The following is an 18,205-nucleotide window of genomic DNA, read 5'->3' as shown; positions in this document are numbered from 1 at the left end:
GCCCTGCGTGCGGTTATCGAGTTAGAAAAACCGCACTTAGTCATCCCCGAGATTGAAGCCATCTCCACCCAAACCTTAGTGGAAATGGAAGCCGAAGGGGTGAATATTATCCCGACAGCTCGGGCGACTAAGCTCACCATGGACAGGGAAGGCATTCGTCGCCTCGCCGCCGAGACCTTAGGTTTACCGACATCACCCTATTTTTTCTGCGATACCGAAACCGAATTCAATCAAGCCATTAGCCAAATTGGTGTGCCCTGTGTGGTTAAGCCAGTGATGAGTTCCTCGGGCAAAGGCCAGAGTGTTATCCGCGATATCGCCCTCAGCCATAAAGCGTGGCAATACGCCCAAGAAGGTGGCCGCGCCGGCGGTGGGCGCGTGATCGTGGAAGGTTTTATTCCCTTCGATTATGAAATCACCCTGTTAACCATCAGCGCAGTCAATGGCATTCATTTTTGTGCGCCCATTGGCCACAGACAAGAAGATGGTGATTACCGTGAGTCATGGCAGCCACAGGCCATGTCCGATGAAGTACTGGCAAAATCCCAAGCGATTGCCAGCAAAGTCGTCGAAGCCCTTGGCGGTTATGGATTATTTGGCGTAGAGCTGTTTGTTAAAGGCAATGACGTCTATTTCTCCGAGGTCTCACCAAGGCCACATGACACTGGCCTAGTCACACTCATCAGCCAAGATTTATCGGAATTTGCCCTGCATGTGAGGGCGATTCTGGGTCTGCCTATCCCCAATATCCATCAGCATGGTCCAAGCGCCTCGGCGGTGATTTTGGCCGAAGGCACCTCGAGCAATATTCGCTACCAAGGCATTGCCGCAGCATTAGAGGCGGTTAACACTCAGCTGAGATTATTCGCTAAACCCGATATCGATGGTCGCCGCCGCTTAGGTGTCGCGCTTGCCCGTGATATCGATATCGACAGTGCAGTCAACAAGGCACTCGATAGCGCCAGCAAGGTAAAAGTCATCTTTTAAGCGGCTTAGCCGCTTAAAATTGGCTTCAAGCACAAGCGACAAATCAAAGGGAAATGCGCTGCAACGCCATTTCCCTTTTTCAACACTGAACTGTCTCTAGAACCTTTACCAATAAAAAGTGACCCACCCAAACCGACAGAGTAAACTAGCGCCCTTGTCTTACAGCCTTCCTTTGCAAGCAAAGCAAGTCTTTTGACCTAACGCTTTATTTAGGCTATTGATTTTTAAGTCTGTAACTTAATTCGAACATCGCCTAAAACTCATCAGTAATAGAAACCAATAGTAGTAGAAACCCATATGCATCTTCAGCCTTCTTGCTTTACTTCTTTCACACAAGCCATTGATGCCTATGCTCTGCCGCAACGTTTTACTTTTCCATTCTATTACGAACCGCATCCGCTGTGCGTTATCGCCGCCGAAGAATTACAACAGCACCTTGAGACTCAAAGTGATTGGCAGCATAACTTTGGCCTAACGGGTGAGCTAACCGGCGCCATTGGCAAGATGTTTGGGGTCTTGCTGGTGCAAAATCTGCAGGGCGAAGTGGGCTATTTGTCGGCATTTTCGGGTAAGTTAGCCGAGCAAAATCATTGGCCACGCTTCGTCCCACCTGTATTTGATATGCTGGTGAAGGATAACTTTTTCCACGCCGAGAACTTGCAAATCAATAACCTCAACCTGCAATTAGCGGCTTTAGAAACTCACCCCGATATTCCTCGTCTTAACGCGGAACTGATCACTAAGCAAACCCAAGCCGAAACCCAACTCGCCGCCCACAGACAAGTGATGATCGATGGCCGCAAGACCCGCAAGGCGCAGCGCAATCAACTCGCAGGCCAATTGGCTGTCAATCCGACTGATGAAACCTTGCGTGAAAATGCCATCATAGAAGCCAAACTCAGCCAAGAAAGCATCAATGAAAAGAATCAGTTAAGAGATATTAAACGCTATTGGGATGAACGTATTCATACTATCAGCCAAGCGCTAAGCCAACTGACAGATAAGCGCGACGCCTTAAGACAAGAGCGCAAACAGCTTTCGGCGGCCCTGCAGCAAAAGCTGTTTGAGCAGTATCGTTTTTTGAATATTCTCGGCGCAGAAAAGAGCCTTAACGGCATATTTAAAAACACGGTTGAGCTAACGCCACCCGCGGGCTCGGGGGAATGTGCCGCACCTAAGTTGTTACATTACGCCTTTAAACATGGCCTCAAACCATTGGCAATCGCCGAGTTTTGGTGGGGTGCACCACCAAAATCAGAAATCCGCCAGCATAAGCAGTTTTATCCCGCCTGCCTGCGAAAATGCCAACCGATTCTTGGACATATGCTCGAAGGGCTCGATATCGATGATAATCCTCTGCTTATCAATCCCGCGGAGGGTAAAAGCGTGGCAATCCTCTACCAAGATGATGCAATGGCGATTGTGAATAAACCCGCCGAGTTTTTATCCGTGCCCGGCAAAGAGATTGAAGATTCAGTGTATGCGCGGATGCGCCAAACCTTTCCCCATGCAACAGGTCCGCTAATCGTCCATCGACTCGATATGTCGACCTCGGGATTAATGGTGATAGCGCTAACAAAAGATGCCCATAAACAGCTGCAGAAACAGTTTATCCAGCGCACTGTCACTAAGCGTTATGTGGCGCTGTTAGACGGTATTCCTGCTCAGATGACTGCGCAGGTGGCAGACCAACAGACAACAGGCCATATCTCTTTGCCCCTGCGTGGTGATTTAGATGACAGGCCGAGGCAACTGGTTTGCCAGGAATTTGGCAAAGTGGCAGAAACGGACTGGGAACTGAGTCATATCGATAAAAATACGCGCCAAACCCGCGTGTATCTATCGCCTAAAACGGGCAGAACCCATCAACTCAGGGTACACTGCGCCCACTTAGACGGGCTAAATACCCCCATTGTTGGCGATGATCTCTATGGCAAGCGCGCCAATCGCCTGCATCTTCATGCGGATTTATTGGTGCTTCAACATCCCATGACACGAGAATTGATGCGCTTTCAAGTCGATCCTGATTTTTGATATTGATACTAACAACATGGGCAATCTGATTAAAAACATTCGCCAAAATCAAAGGTTATTATGCGCCGTGTTGAGCGCAATACTATTCGTGTGCGCCTGCCAGCCAGTTGCGAAATCCAGTAACCTAAACACCAGCCCAAATGCCCGTAACCCAGAGTCCACTTCAGCCCCCATCAATATTCACGCTCGACTCGCGCAGGAAGTCTATATCTGGCAGCGCCAATGGCGTCCCGCCAACCAAACGGCCTTAGTGCAAAGCCAAGGCACGTTCAAAGGGTTACGTATTTTAGCCCTGCAGGCCCATCCTAAACCCAATGGCGCAGATATTTGGTTTGAAGTCGCAGTCAATCATGCGTGGCTACAGGCCGATCCTAGGCCTAAAGTCGCTGTGATCCGCTTAGATGGTCAGCTCAACCATTTAAATGATGAAGCAGTGATCAATAAAATCAACCAAGTACTTAATAGTTGGCGGGAAAAAGGCACGCACATCGCTGGTGTTGAAATCGATCACGACAGTGCCAGCAGTAAGCTGCCCGCCTACCGGAATTTTCTTAAGAAGCTTAAAGCGCAGTTACCAGCAGACCTCAAACTTAGCATTACCGCCCTGCCAGCTTGGCTGAGTAGCACCGATTTTCCCGCATTACTCACCAATATCGATGAACTGGTGCTGCAAATTCACAGCGTGAGCGACCCACGTCTCGGACTATTCGATGCCGCTCAAGGTTGGCAATGGGTACAGCAACTCTCAAGTATCAGCACTGTGCCCTATCTTATTGCACTCCCCACCTATGGCTCGGCGGTGATCAGCACAGCTTCAGGTTATAAAGTGGAGAGTGAAACGCCGCTGCGGGATCAGACTCGCTCCCCAGAAACAGTGCAAGAACTGCAGGCTAACCCGCAGGTTTTGCAGACGTTTGTGCAGCGACTCCAAACCCTAACGGACGATAGGCTCAGAGGCATTATCTGGTTTAGGCTGCCCCTTGAGGGCGATAAGCGCGTTTGGCCACTCAACACGCTAATCGCCGTGGCCAAGGGCGAAAAACTCAGTGCCAGCATAGAATTAGCAATTCTGGACGATAACAAAATCGCAGCCCAAGGTGCCACAGCAACCGCAAATCCCCCACAGCTAAGCCTGAATACTCAGCCGCGGCTCTTTCGGCTCTCCTTAGTAAACAGAGGCAATATTGCAGTCGAGCTGCCCAATATTTTGTCCCTAGCTGCAAAGGCTTGCAGCGGGTATGATGCGCAAAATGGTTATCGAGTCACGCCAAGGCCAGGGCTATTGGAATGGCAATTAAGGGCTGAAACCCCAGAACCCTTTGTGCCATCTGCGGCGACTCCAGTTTCAGAAACAACGACTAAGCTCAACCCCGGTGGCCAAAGAGTGATAGGCTGGGCCCGTTGTGAGTCATTATATTTACAGGGAATTTATGCGCAATAAGCCAAAATCATCGTCCACAATCGCAGCATCCTATCGGGCTTTTATGCTTAAAAAGACCACCTTCATCTGCCTCAGCCTATTTTCCCCTATGCTCCTCGCCTGCGGCCCCGACTTCCCTTTGCAATTGACCCAAGACAGACAGAGTCATCTCAGTTATTTACCGCAAACGGCCTTTAGCCAACAGTTAATGTCCCTCGCTAAACCTTTACCTTGGCAATACCAAGATGCGCCAGCCGCACAGGAATATCTATGGGATGAAGTGCATAGTCGTTACTTATCCCAAACCCGCGCCTTTGAGCACTCAGAACTGAATGAGGCCCAGCTAGCCTTAGTCAATGCCCTGCGTGATGCCCCTAGCCCTGTTGCAGCCGAGCAAATCGCCGCCGAGCTAAATGATGCCCTCCCACAGGCTCTAACATGGTACACCTTAGGGGCGGTCGCTTTCGATGCAAAAGATTACGACAGAGCGAGCCGCTATTTTAGTAAAGTGATTGAATTACCGGAACAAGAACGTGCCGGACGCAGCCTGTGGGCGCTCTATTCACTCTCTCGCATCGAGCTGATCTTAAGTAAGACATCAACCGATCCCGAGCATACTAATCGCGCCACGGCCTACCTGACCCAACTGCAAACTGAAGTCGCTCGGGGCAGCGCCGATCCACTGCGTTTAAGCCTAGCGAGCCTTGGGGAGCAGGCCTATATTTTGCTGCACCAAGGCCAGCCTTTAATCCAAGTTTCCCCTGCTGAATATGAGCAACCCAAGGTTGAGGTTGCATTAAACTCTGCCAACTTAGATAAGGTCATTGAACTCTATGCCACCCAAGCAGCACAGGGCGACAGTGGTGGCTATGATTCGCTTTTAATGTTAAGTCGCAGCTTAATGGCTAAAGACATTGCCGAGCTAAAAACCTTGCTGAAACAAGCAAGTGTGCAGCAGTTATTGATTGCCTACTGGCAAAGCAGCACCAATGAATTTGCCTTTGACGGCCAACTGTCGGATATGGGCTTAAGAGTTGCCGAGATCCTCAAGGTATTTCCAACCGATGGCGTAGTGCTCACCCAGGGTGATACCTTGGCGGCTATCTATTACCAACTAGGGGATTATGCCAGTGCAGAGCGCCTCTTAGCACTCGCTCAGCCGAGCGGCCTCACCTGGTGGCTTAGGGCGAAATTGATGCTACAGCAGGGCGATCAAGCTGAAGCGGCCAAGGCCTATGCAGAGGCTGTTCGTCACTTTCCCCAGCAAAGCGAAACAGGCAAGCCTAGGAGCGATGCCAACCAAACCCAGCAGCAGGCAATTCAAGCCGATACAGAACAAGCGACCTATTGCCGTATTCGCGCCGAACAAGGAGTATTATCCCTTGAGCGCGGCGAGTATATCGATGCCTTGCAGCAGTTACTCGCCAGTGGCGATGAATACTGGCAAGACATAGCCTATGTGGCCGAGCGCGTACTGACCACGGCCGAGCTTAAGCTCTTTATCGACACACAGGTGCCGTTGAGCGCATTTGAATACCCACAGGATAGTGATTGGTACGATAATATCGAGCCTATTAACAATCGCTTACGCTACTTGCTCGGCCGTCGATTATTACGTGAAGGCGCAGTCGAAGAGGCGCCAGCCTACTTCCCCAACCCGAGTTTAAACGCCAGTGCCCAACACTATGGCGAAGCGCTCACGACCGCTAAGGCGACAACCGGCATAGAAAGCGCTAAGGCCTATTGGGTAGCGGCAGAACTTGCCCGTCACCAAGGGATGGAAATATTAGGCTTTGAATTGGCGCCCGATTACTCAATTTATCAAGGGGTGTTTGATCTAAGTGATTGGAATGAACCGAACAAACTGGCCGAACAAGAACAACTGCGGTTAAGCGCCAGCCAAGCCATTCCCGATAAACGATTCCACTACCGCTATACCGCGGCGCAGCTGGCCGATAAGGCCACGGATTTAGTGCCCCATAATAGCCAAGCCTATGCCGCACTGCTTTGCCAAGCAACGGGTTGGATACTGTATCGAGATCATGAGCTTGCCACGCGCTACTATCAAAAATACGTCGCCAATGGCCCCTTTGTGCCATGGGCTGAGCACTTTGGTTTACAGTGTGAAACGCCTGATTTTGACAGTGCCGTCAAACGGCAGCGGGCGAATAGCATTGCTAAGTGGAATGCCATCTACCATAAACTGAAAAAGCCCGTGGCCTTAAGCTTTGCCGTTATCGCCGCCTTACTCGGGGCTTACGTTTGGCGCAGAAGAAAACGTAAACAGTCATAATGCGAAGCGCCTTTCTTATCACCAAAGAAAGGCGCTAATGCAAAAACGCTGAACCGTATATTGCGTTATATACATTACCACTGCTTCCCCAGTGACACGCCGCCGCTTTATTTCACAAGAAAAACATCCATGTTTTAGAAGGTCACTGGTACAACAATGCCAATCCTCACTAACCCTCTAGCTGTTCGTTCAGCTAAAAAAATATTGCCCCATTCCGTGTTTCGGCTCGTTAGCTCAATAGAAAACTCCCACTCCTGTTGCTATACAAATTCTCATCTATTTGCCTATGTTTGTCCCTACCTTAAAGCGACTAACACCAATCATCTGAGGTGATTAAACGCGAACGAGAAGTGCATTATGTTATTGATTTTAAAAATATCAAATATGCTCATATAAAATCTCAATATTAGGCAAAGGGTGATGAACCTACAGTAACATCGACTCGTTTATCCACTTCACTCACTGGCGAAAAAGGCGCCATTTCATTAGTAAATGGCTGAAATAGATCAAAACCAGCTAAAAAATCATATTCATCACGATATGTGGTAAGGGGGGATATTGGCAGCCATTCCATAGGTAAATAGGGACTGTCCACCTGTACCTGATACCCTGCACGCCAAGCCATTTTGGCGTAAATAAAGCCAAACAACGACATTAAATGTTCGGTTAATCCCAGTGCGCCATCAAAATTGCGAACTTTAGCTTTCGGGCCCGTAAGACTGTTTAATACCTGTTCCATGGCAGGTACATCCCCTTTTGCCAGCGCAAGATAAAACTCTTGGTCAATTTGATACTTTGCCATTTTTTGACCCGGTGGGTTGGCTAAAATATATTCAGCACGCTCCCCCAACAAATCCCATTTACCTTGCAGCGCTAAAATCGCTTGGAACGCATGATATTCAGGGCAACCCACACGGTTGCGCACTGCTTTCCCGCCTGTTACTCGGTAAAGAGGAGAGATAAACTGGCTGTGCCAGCTTATTAAAGGCTCATGATCACTTATCAGTGCCATAAAGTGACAAAATGCACCTTGCCACTCGCTGCTAGCCCTCTGAGTATAGAGCCTATCTAACTTAGCCGACGTATAAGCATGTTGGCGAAGTTGCTCTAAATCTCCATCCTTAAACCATGACAATAAGGATTTCGCATAATAATAAGATTTCAATTCTAATAAACAACCTTGACGTGACCCAGTATTCGTCAGAATAAACTCTAGCGCATCATCAATTCCCGGTTCAACAGTCCAATTAAGTCTATCTATTCCCGTTTCAAAACATATTTTTTCCATAGTATTTTGCCTCATAGATAGCTTCGTCAAAATAAGTTCTGTAGTGTACTCTGGCTTTAACTATTTTCAATTACCATCATATTTTACTGGTATAAACCATAATTGATTACTGTCTTTGTTAATAGCTGTAACCGCCTTGACTAACGAGCCTGTTTTTCTAGCATTCTCAATTGCTATTCTAGCAGGGTCATTTACTGGGGACTTAGTCAATGGTAAGCCCCTAGAACAGTAGACACTTCATAGCGTTATGATGAATCAAAAATATGAGATGTTATATGCGCAGAAAACGATATCCCGATGAGTTCAAAATTGAAGCCGTAAAACAAGTATCAGAGCGTGGTTACAAAATAGCTGATGTAGTAGAAAGATTAGGCATTACCATGGAAATAGCGGTGGTCCTGTACTAAATGATCGTCAAGAAGTTATCTGCGTTGCAGCAATAGGCTCATCAACACATGACCAGTCAACAAAACTCCATGGTTTCATACCAATTTCCACACTGTTAGCGTATGTGAAAGAACGCGAATAACAAGTGTTTGAGGCTTCGAGATACTTTTTCTCATCTGACATGGGCAATTTAGTGCGAATGTACTAACAAACTTCTGTCCCAAATCGTGCGGTGTACTTTTTAAACACGTGGGTTACTTTAATTCCAAAAAGATGAACTAGGGGAATTTGCGAGATTCAAATCAGGGACTGTCTCAGGGTTTTGGCTTGTCAAAAAATAAAACGTATTAAAATATCTCTCAAATAACACCTAGCATATCGCTAGGTGTTCTATTTTACGGAGTATCATTTAGTCTAACAGTGGGATCACGATAAGATTCACATCTTTTATCTCAGAAAAAACTTCTGAATCAGCGGATAAAACCTCCGTAAAAGGTGATGACGTAAACACAGCAGATTTTACAGCTTCATTAAGTTTAATAACTTTGCTAGGTTCTAACATTGTGTAATTAATGACAGTAGCTCTTTGATCAAGATGAAAGTTAACTTTTACAGTCTGATCTTTAAATGATTCATCAAATTCAAGATTGGATTGAATTTTGAGTTTTATTAATTCAGCACACTCGTTTACAGTTTGGCAGGAGCTTGGCACCCTGATCTGATTAGCACAGCCATTTAAAGCAAATCCCAACATACATATCAATAAGGTTCTATACATAACATTCCTTGTTCACATTATTTGCTATTTACACAATTGCGAATATTTCCTTGGAGGAAGGACTTAAGATTTGCGATCGCGATATTAAGTAAGTTTTGCCGTGCTTCCTTGGTCGCCCAGGCATTATGGGGAGTGATACTAATATTAGGTGCATGTAAAAGCGGGTTATCCGCGCTCGGAGGTTCTGTCGATAGCACATCAACGCCGGCAGAGACTTTGCCCTGCGCTAATGCCGCCGCCAGCGCTGCCTCATCAATTAATCCACCGCGGGCGGTATTGATAAGTAACACCTTCGGCTTCATCAATCTCAGGGTCTGGGCGTTGATAAGCTCGGTCGTCTCTGGGGTTAGTGGGCAGTGGAGCGATAAAATATCAGACTCTTTGAAGACATTCTCCCGTGAACTCCAACTCACGCCTTGGGGTAAATGGGCGGGTTCCGTACGCGTATTCACTAACACCTGCATACCAAAGGCAAGGGCAATTTTTGCGACCTGCTGACCTATATCCCCATAACCAATGAGGCCCAATGTCTTCCCCTTAAGCGATTGCAGCGGTGTTAGGGTAAAACAAAAATCCTTGCCATTCGCCCACTGGCCATCGACAACGGCTTGATGGTGGGCGGCAACGGCTTGGGTGTGGTGTAAAATATGGGCAAATACCATTTGGGCAACAGCATCGGGGCCGTAGGCGGGCACGTTAGTCACCACTATGCCCTGCGCCTTTGCGACCGCTAAATCCACCACATTTGTGCCCGTTGCCAACACGCCTATATATTTCAGCAGCGGTAATTGGGCTAACGTGTCGGCATTAAGCGGCGTCTTATTGGTAAAGATAACCTCGGCATCCTGTGCCCTAGGGATAATCTCATGGTTGGCGGTACGGGGAAAACAGGCAAAATCCCCCAATTCACTGAGGCCATGCCAACTCAAATCACCGGGATTTAAGGTTTCACCATCGAGAACGACTATCTTCATGCCGTTACCTCTCCTTTAGGACAACTCATACAATAACGCGCTCATCTAAAAACTGACTTTCAACCCAAGATTGGCCTGCGCCTGCCACATTAAATCTGAAGTGACATGCCATAGGCATTCGTTTTCATTACAAAAGAGCGAATTGTCACTGTCGATAAAAGTAGCGTAGCCGCGGATATCAGCAAATAGCGCAAAGTTCGAGGTGAGACTATATTCGACACCCCCACCAATCCCCATGGAGAAACGGGTTTCCGTTGACCAATCATCGGGCATCATCCGAGTGACCCCTGCACTGGCGGTAATGTAGGGCTGAAAATCCCCGCTTGGAAAGAATAAGGTGCCGCCAAGGTGGATATAGTCGACATCTAAGGAGGCGACTAAATCAGGAGTAAACAGGCCGCCACTTTTCAGCTCGGAGGATTGCCGACTGTAGAGCAGGTAAATATTGCCGGGGTCGTTGGTGCCGATCCCTAACATGATGCCGTAATGGCTCGCCTCTTCGATACCGACACTCTGCTTATTATCGGTTTCAGCGTTGTCAGCATCGAGTTCATTGATATCGAACGAGCTGCCGCCAAAGCTGTAACCACCATAAGGTGCGATAAACAGCTCGGGTTCAGCATGGGCGGGTAAGGCGAGGCTGAGGGGTAATAAACTTGCAATAGCGAACAATCGATTAGCGTATTTCATCTTAATCCCTTATCTGTATTTATAATTCCTTGCGTCGACAACGCTAACCGAAGCATTAGCGCATGCCGCGCTCCGATTTCACCCTGTCATACGCAGCCTGAATATCCTGAGCCTTACGATTGGCCAGCTCCATCATCTCCGGCGGCAAACCCTTAGCGATTAACTTATCGGGATGGTGTTCATTCATCAACTTGCGATAGGCCCGTTTCACCTCTTGATCGCTCGCATCTAGAGTAATTCCCAGTAAGTCATAGGCGTCGGTAATAGAGGTTTTATTACCGTTTGAGGTCTGGTGGAAACGGTATTCGGCCTGCCAACGCTTGAGTAACTCATCCAGCTGTTCATGACCATAACCGAGTTCTTGGGCCACCGTCATTAGGATAGCTTGCTCCGCGGGATCAAGCTCACCATCGGACAGTGCCGTTTGGATCTGGATCTCAATAAACATCTGCACCAGCTCTTTTCGCCCCATGGTCACGGTACGAAATGCCTGTAGGCTGCTGCGCAAATCAAAGTCGCTTGCCTTCCCCTGCCGAAAAGCCTGCTGAGCTTCTTTACGGGCATCACCAGTAAGGCGCAATTGATCCATTAACAGCGTCGCAATACGAATATCGGTTTCTGTGATATGCCCGGACGCCTTAGCAACATGGCCCATCACCGCAAAGGTAGTGTTAAAGAAAATACTCTGGCGATTTTTCGCCTGTCCAAGAATTTGTTTGAAACTCCCACCGCCGCTGGCACGTTTATCGTAAAGATGCCCAAGCCATAAACCTAATAAGGCGCCAAAGATCCGCCCGAACATAAAGCCAATCACAAAGCCAAAAAACTTACCCCAAAGCCGCATCTTATTTCCTGATGTTAATAATGTAGTTAATATATCACCCCAATATACTGGGATAATCTAACCGCTCGATTTATCCGTTATTTTGCAAGTGGGATTCGAGCGTTTGCAGGCGTGAAAGCGTGCCGACATCGCACCAAAGCCCCTTAAACATGGCGCCGCTGACTCGCCCCTGAGCCATTTGAGCCCTCAGCAGTGGGCCCAGGGCAAACGCGCCCTCGGGCGTGCCGTTGAATAAGCTTGGATGGTAAATTCCCATCCCTGAGAAGGTGTACTTAGTGTCGCCCTGTTTATGCACTCGATTGTCCACTAAGGCAAAATCCCCATTGGGGTGCTGCTCAGGGTTCGGCACGAGCCAAAGATGAGCCAGGGCATCTTCGGCCAGTGGTAATAATGGCGGCAAAGTATCGATAAACACATCGCCATTGATCACTAAAAAAGGAGCATCACTTTCACCTTCACACAACAGGGGTAATGCCCGCTTAATTCCACCGCCGGTTTCCAATGCCGTTTCTTCGGCGCTGTAACGAATATTCACCCCAAAGGCACTGCCATCGCCTAGGGTTTCGAGCAGTTTATGCCCTAGCCAAGCATGATTAATTACTATATCGACAATACCTAAAGCCGCAAGCTTTTCAATATGATAAATAATGAGGGGCTTGCCTAATACCGGCACTAAAGGCTTAGGTACAGTGTCGGTCAATGGCCTTAAACGCTCACCCCTTCCCGCCGCAAGGATCATGGCTTTCATCGATTTTCCCCTTCGCCCTTAGCACTATTGAATGCCGGCAATACCCGAGCCTGCAGCCATGCCGCCAGCGGCGCTAATTCGGAATAAGACTGCGCGATATCGACGATATAAGTTAAGGTCAGCGGGATATCGGCCATATAGGCGGGTTTATTATCTCGGTAATGTAAACGGGCAAAGATCCCCGCCGCCTTGATATGACGCTGCAACCCCATCAAGTCAAACCAACGCTGATACTGCTCGAAACTGATATCCTGCGGGATAAATTCGTGTACTAAGGCTTGCTGGTAATGTTGCCCCATTAAATCCGCAACCATTGCCTGCGGCCAACGGACATAACAATCCCGCAGCAGGGACACAGCATCGTAGGTCACGGGGCCGATAACCGCGTCTTGGAAATCCAGCACACACAACTGGCCATTGTGCAGCATAAGGTTACGGCTGTGGAAATCGCGGTGCATTCCCACCTTTGGTTGAGATTGGGCATTATCCACCAAAATATCAAAGCTTTGGCTAAGTAAATCCTGTTCACTCTCACTTAGCTCAAGCTGCAAATGCCGCCCTAGCAGCCACTCGGTAAAAATACCTAATTCACGGTGAACAAAGGCCTCATCGTATAACGGCAGGGCCTGAGTCATCCCGGTATCTGGGTTTGTGCTATCAACCACAGCGGCAACCTGGGGTAATAATTCCAAGGCTCGGCGATAATAATCGCCGACATTTTCCGGGGTTAGCACAGATAACAATTGGGTATCGCCGAGATCGCTGAGCAGCATAAAACCTTGCTCGGCATCAAAGGCAATCACTTTTGGAACTGTCAGTCCCGTACTCGCATAGGCATTAGATAGGGCAATAAAAGGGGCGATAGGCACAAGCTGTGGTGGTGAATCGGCGGCAATATAGCTCGCATCCGCAGTTGTTATCCGAAAGTAACGTCTAAAACTGGCGTCACCTGAAATCAACACAGGGGTCACATTGGAGGAAAAATAACGGTTCAGCCACAGGTTTAGGGAAATAAATCTCGGATCGGATAAAGTCATTTCATGGCTCTTAAAGAAAAATTGCTTTATTATAGCTGGCATATAACTTGGAAACAGCTAAGAAATTGAGAGATTTATTTAGCGATGTTGCACTTGTAGTTTGCAACTTTCCCCGTCGATACTTGTCCAGACTAAGAAATCATAATCATTGACCTAAGATGCAGATCCGTTACCTTCTGGCCCTGAGCCTGTTACCGCAATTAGTCCTGGCAGACGAATCTCCAACCGCAACCGCATCCCAATGCATAATCGAACCGCCAGTACCCCGAATCGTATCTCAACCCGGGATGGACGCGGCTGACCTAGATAAAATTCGGATTATTTCCGATAGATCTAATGCCGAAATGGGTAAGCAGGCAATTTTTACGGGTGATGTCGTATTTAGCCAAGGCGATAGACACATAGCCGCCGATGAGGCCATTCTCGATCAAGCCACTGAACAATTCGATGCCAATGGCAATTTAGTATTCCAAGACAGTAACTTTACGGTCACCGCAGAGTCATTACAGGCGCAAATGCGCTCTAATCGCGCCACCCTTAAAGGTGCGCAATATTGGCTCCATGGTCAGCAGGTTCACGGCGATGCCGAAAAACTGCAAATTACCATGAATAACAATTTGATCCTCACTAATACTAACTTCACTACCTGTCCGCCAGACAATGTGTCTTGGTTGCTCGAAGCCGAGAAAATCAAGATCAATAGTGAGGAAGAATGGGGTGAGATTTGGAATGCAAAGCTGAGGGTCGGCGGCGTTCCGGTGTTTTATATCCCCTATATGACGGTCCCTGTATCCGATAAGCGTAAGTCGGGCTTTCTCTACCCAAGCTTTAGCACTAGCACCACCAATGGGTTTGAGGTCTCCACCCCATATTATTGGAATATCGCCCCTGAATATGATTTAACATTTACACCTAACTACATGACAAAAAGAGGGTTATTTACAAAAACCGAGTTTCGTTATCTCACAGGCGAGGCCCAGAAAGGTCGAGTGAACCTAGAATATCTTGGCAATGATGAACTGATCGATGGCAGCCCGAATCGCTATCTGTATAACTGGCAACATCAAGGCGCGATAGACAAAAACTGGCGCGTGCAAGCCAACTTTACTGAAGTCTCAGATAACAACTACTTCAATGACTTAAAGTCCGATGTCAACCGTGCCACAGACAATCAATTGTCCCGTATTGGTGAGGTCAGTTACTTTGAGCGTAACTGGGATATCAGCACCCGAGTACAGGATATTAAAGTCCTCGGCGAAGATGAAAAGCCTTACCAAGTCATGCCGCAGGTGAATTTTAATTATCGAGCCGCCGACTTCTGGAAAAACCTCGACTTTGGCTTTAATTCGGAACTGACTAACTTTTCCCATCAGGATAGTGACGTCAACACGGCGACGCGTATGCACATGGCACCGAGCGTAACCCTGCCCATCCATGGTCCCTCCGGTTCGTTCACTAGCCAAGTGAAACTGATGCAAACCAATTATTGGCAGCAGAATAATGACCCAACCGAAGAGCTAGATGAATCGGTCAGCCGCACTATTCCACAGCTGCGACTCAACGGTCAGATCAACTTCGAACGTTTTACCCAACTGTTTGAGCAAAACTACCGTCAAACACTCGAACCACAGTTTCAATATCTTTATGTAGGTTATGAAGATCAGCGTGGCATTGGCATCTATGATACCGCCCAATTACAGGACGACTACTTTGGTCTGTTCCGTGAAAACCGTTTCTCTGGCCTTGACCGTATTGCCGATACCAACCAAGTAACCCTAGGTGTGACGACTCGTCTATTAGACGATCATAACCAAGAGGTGACTAAATTCAGCCTAGGGCAGATTTTTTATCTTCAAGACAGTAAATTAGGTTACGAAGATAATATTTTCGAACAAAATCAATCAACATCCGTACTCGCGGCCGAGTTAGATACCCGTCTGAGCCATGACTGGTACTTAGGCGCTGCCATCCAGTACGATACCAATACCAGCGATAACAAGAAGACCGAAGTCACCTTAGACTTCCGCCCAGAAGCCAATAAGTTACTGCAACTGAGCTATCGTTATGTGCCCGATTTGTTGAACTCAAATACCAATGATTTAGTGAATATTTCCCAAGCGGGTATTCGCGGTGCCTGGCCAGTGACCGACAACCTCTATTTTGTCGGTAACTGGTACTATGATCTCAATGAAAGCCGCAGCGTCGAAACCTATACTGGCTTCCAATACGAATCCTGCTGCTACGCTGTTCGCCTCAGCTACCACTACCGGATCAAAACCAATTACGATGACAACATAGGCTCGGCCGCCATTGATGACAGAGAGCAGTTTGAAAGCGGTGTCTACTTAAACATCGTCATCAAAGGACTCGGTGGTTCAGGCCCGTTAGGCGTAACAGATATGCTCAATGACGGTCTATTTAACTACAGAAAACCGCTTTATCTGAGGAATTAGCAAAGAATTGTGATAGATTGCTGAACCTCAAGCAGGACTGAGAGTCCAAACAGGTTAATGAAAGCAGTGCGACGCCCTCACAAACAGGGAACAAGGTCGAGTTTAACCGCCGATGTCGCTCTCTTTCTTGAGTCGCCAGCAAAATAACACTGAGGCAACTCGCTGTAATTTCGATATAAATGGTAAAGTTAACTTAAATAAGCCGTCGAACCTGACCTTAGAATGTGCCAAGGATTTTGTGGATGAAACCCAGTAAACATCTGATTTTTGCTTTATTTGCACTCGCCATCAGCCAACCTACATTGGCCGCTCCCCAGCAACTCGACCGTGTCGCGGTTCAAATTAATGACGGTATTGTGCTCGAAAGTGAAATCACTAACATGATCGACACAGTTAAAGCCAATGCCAAAGCGGCAAACCAGTCGCTACCATCCGACAGCGCTTTACGTACCCAAGTTATCGAGCGCTTGATCTTAACCCGCCTACAGCTGCAAATGGCGGATCGTATCGGCCTGCATATTGGTGATCTACAATTAGACCAAGCCATTGAAAACATTGCCCGCGAGCAAAAAATATCCGTGGCGCAAATGCAACAAAAGATCGAAAGCGAAGGCCTAAGCTTCAGCCAATACCGTGAGCAACTGCGTGAGGAAATCACCCTAGGTGAAATTCAGCGCATCCAAGTACAACGCCGCATCCAAGTGTCACCACAGGAAATTACCAGCCTAGTCAAACTGATCCAAGAGCAAGGTATGAAGGATGTGGAATACCAAATCGGCCACATCCTGATTGACGTGCCAAGCAATCCAACCAGTGAACAACTGGAAGCCTCAAGCAAACGTGCCAACATCGTCTTAGAGCGTTTAAAGGCAGGTGAAGATTTCCGCCGTACCGCTATCGCATCTTCCTCTGGCCCTAAGGCACTGGAAGGCGGTATTTGGGATTATATGAATATCAACGAAATGCCAACGCTTTTCGCTGAAGTGATCAACGGCGCAAAAACCGGCGACATTATTGGCCCAATCAAGAGTGGCGCAGGTTTCCATATCATCAGGATCATGGATGCACGTGGCCTGCAAACCAAAGAAATTGAAGAAGTCAGAGCCCGTCACATTCTGCTCAAGCCATCCCCTATTCTGTCTGAAGACCGCGCTAAAGCCATGCTGGAGCAGTTTCTAAAACAAATTCGTTCGGGTGAAGCCAAGTTTGAAGACCTAGCCCGCCAATACTCAGAAGATCCCGGTTCAGCGACCAAAGGTGGCGAACTCGGCTGGGCGGAGCCAAGCATTTATGTGCCTGAATTTGCCCAAACGCTAAATAGTTTAAGCCCTGATCAGATCAGTGAGCCCTTCCGTACCACCCACGGTTGGCATATCACTCAGTTAGAAGAGCGCAGAAAAACCGATGCCACGGATCAGTTCAACAGTAACCGTGCACACCAATTGATCTTCCGTCGCAAATTTAATGAAGAACTGCAAAACTGGCTAGACGAAATGCGTTCTGACGCATACATTGAAGTCTTTGCGCCAGAGACCAACCGAGGTTAAGTAGAATTGACCACTAAACGTATTGCCGTTACCCCAGGCGAGCCCGCAGGTATCGGCCCCGATTTAGTCGTACAACTGGCTCAGCAGGCTTGGCCCGCTGAGTTAGTCGTTTGTGCGGATCCTGAATTATTGACGAGTCGGGCGAAACGGCTCGGTCTGCAAGTGGTTTTTCGTCCCTATCTGCCAGATCAAGCGCCAAGGCCTCAGGAGGCCGGCACCTTAACCATAGCGCCATTCAAATTAGCCAGTGAAGCCGTATGTGGTCAGCTCGATGAGCAGAACAGTCCTTATGTGGTTGAAACCCTTCGCTATGCCGGTGAAAAAAACATGAGCGGTGAGTTTGATGCCGTCGTCACAGGCCCAGTACATAAAGGGATTATTAATCAAGCAGGCATTTCCTTTAGTGGTCATACGGAGTTTTTTGCCCACCAAGCAAATTGCCCCGATGTGGTCATGATGCTAGCAACACCGGGATTGCAGGTAGCACTAGTCACCACCCATATTCCGTTAGCCTATGTGGCAAAGGCGATTACACGCCAAAGGTTACACCATATTATCAAGATCTTACATGCCGACCTTATCAGTAAATTTGGCATTATCTCACCTAAAATTTATGTCTGTGGTTTAAACCCCCATGCGGGTGAAGACGGGCATTTAGGGCGGGAAGAAATCGATGTAATCATCCCCGCACTGAATGAGTTAAGGGAAGAGCATCAAATGAATAT

General features: G+C 47.9%; 14 protein-coding genes and 1 pseudogene. 8 read left to right on the top strand and 7 right to left on the bottom strand.

The features are described 5' to 3' along the window. The 4 genes from purT to COW15_RS08375 form a co-directional block, all read left to right on the top strand. On the top strand, positions 1–987 hold a 987-nt coding region (gene purT / locus COW15_RS08390; protein ID WP_293631736.1), incomplete at its 5' end, for a formate-dependent phosphoribosylglycinamide formyltransferase. A gap of 297 nt (positions 988–1,284) precedes the next feature. Beyond that, a complete protein-coding gene (locus COW15_RS08385; protein WP_293631735.1) occupies positions 1,285–3,021 on the top strand; it encodes an RluA family pseudouridine synthase in 1,737 nt (578 codons plus the stop codon). 16 nt (positions 3,022–3,037) lie between these two features. Then, positions 3,038–4,462, top strand: coding sequence for a DUF3142 domain-containing protein (locus COW15_RS08380; protein WP_293631734.1), 1,425 nt, complete (start codon positions 3,038–3,040; stop codon positions 4,460–4,462). Continuing rightward, positions 4,452–6,734 (top strand): hypothetical protein, encoded by a 2,283-nt coding sequence (locus COW15_RS08375; protein WP_293631733.1) that lies wholly within the window; start codon positions 4,452–4,454, stop codon positions 6,732–6,734. The genes COW15_RS08380 and COW15_RS08375 overlap by 11 nt, the downstream gene beginning before the upstream one ends. Positions 6,735–7,140: 406 nt before the next feature. Here the strand turns inward: COW15_RS08375 and COW15_RS08370 are convergent, their stop codons facing one another. Next, on the bottom strand, positions 7,141–8,022 hold the full coding sequence (locus tag COW15_RS08370) for an Imm49 family immunity protein (RefSeq protein ID WP_293631732.1): 882 nt from the start codon (positions 8,020–8,022) through the stop codon (positions 7,141–7,143). Between the two features lie 275 nt (positions 8,023–8,297). Here COW15_RS08370 and COW15_RS08365 point away from each other — a divergent pair. Continuing rightward, a pseudogene (locus COW15_RS08365) lies at positions 8,298–8,402 on the top strand (transposase); the annotation flags it as partial. A gap of 416 nt (positions 8,403–8,818) precedes the next feature. Here the strand turns inward: COW15_RS08365 and COW15_RS08360 are convergent. From COW15_RS08360 to COW15_RS08335, 6 genes are all read right to left on the bottom strand, one after another. Continuing rightward, complete coding sequence (locus COW15_RS08360; protein WP_293631731.1) at positions 8,819–9,187, bottom strand: cell envelope integrity protein TolA; 369 nt, start codon at positions 9,185–9,187, stop codon at positions 8,819–8,821. 17 nt (positions 9,188–9,204) lie between these two features. Beyond that, complete coding sequence (locus COW15_RS08355; protein ID WP_293631730.1) at positions 9,205–10,161, bottom strand: D-2-hydroxyacid dehydrogenase; 957 nt, start codon at positions 10,159–10,161, stop codon at positions 9,205–9,207. A gap of 45 nt (positions 10,162–10,206) precedes the next feature. Next, a complete protein-coding gene (locus COW15_RS08350; protein WP_293631729.1) occupies positions 10,207–10,851 on the bottom strand; it encodes an outer membrane beta-barrel protein in 645 nt (214 codons plus the stop codon). 55 nt (positions 10,852–10,906) lie between these two features. Next, a complete protein-coding gene (gene djlA / locus COW15_RS08345; protein ID WP_293631728.1) occupies positions 10,907–11,695 on the bottom strand; it encodes a co-chaperone DjlA in 789 nt (262 codons plus the stop codon). Between the two features lie 70 nt (positions 11,696–11,765). Beyond that, positions 11,766–12,443, bottom strand: a complete 678-nt coding sequence (murU, locus tag COW15_RS08340; protein WP_293631727.1) for an N-acetylmuramate alpha-1-phosphate uridylyltransferase MurU — start codon at positions 12,441–12,443, stop codon at positions 11,766–11,768. Continuing rightward, positions 12,440–13,522 carry a phosphotransferase gene (locus tag COW15_RS08335; RefSeq protein WP_293631726.1) on the bottom strand — a complete coding sequence of 361 codons (1,083 nt, stop codon included), beginning with the start codon at positions 13,520–13,522 and terminating at the stop codon, positions 12,440–12,442. The genes murU and COW15_RS08335 overlap by 4 nt, the downstream gene beginning before the upstream one ends. A 116-nt stretch (positions 13,523–13,638) precedes the next feature. Here COW15_RS08335 and lptD point away from each other — a divergent pair, with 116 nt between their 5' ends. The 3 genes from lptD to COW15_RS08320 form a co-directional block, all read left to right on the top strand. Continuing rightward, entirely contained in the window at positions 13,639–15,933 is a 2,295-nt protein-coding gene (gene lptD / locus COW15_RS08330; RefSeq protein WP_293631725.1) for an LPS assembly protein LptD, read from the top strand. 242 nt (positions 15,934–16,175) lie between these two features. Next, positions 16,176–17,480 carry a peptidylprolyl isomerase SurA gene (surA, locus tag COW15_RS08325; protein ID WP_293631724.1) on the top strand — a complete coding sequence of 435 codons (1,305 nt, stop codon included), beginning with the start codon at positions 16,176–16,178 and terminating at the stop codon, positions 17,478–17,480. 6 nt (positions 17,481–17,486) lie between these two features. Then, positions 17,487–18,205: 4-hydroxythreonine-4-phosphate dehydrogenase PdxA (locus tag COW15_RS08320; RefSeq protein ID WP_293631723.1), on the top strand; the 719-nt coding region annotated here is incomplete at its 3' end.

The organism is Shewanella sp. CG12_big_fil_rev_8_21_14_0_65_47_15 (assembly GCF_002783505.1).
In the GTDB taxonomy this organism is placed as follows: Bacteria; Pseudomonadota; Gammaproteobacteria; order Enterobacterales; family Shewanellaceae; genus Shewanella.
The sequence above is the reverse complement of the archived record's forward strand: the minus strand, read 5'-3'. Positions and strand labels throughout refer to the sequence as shown.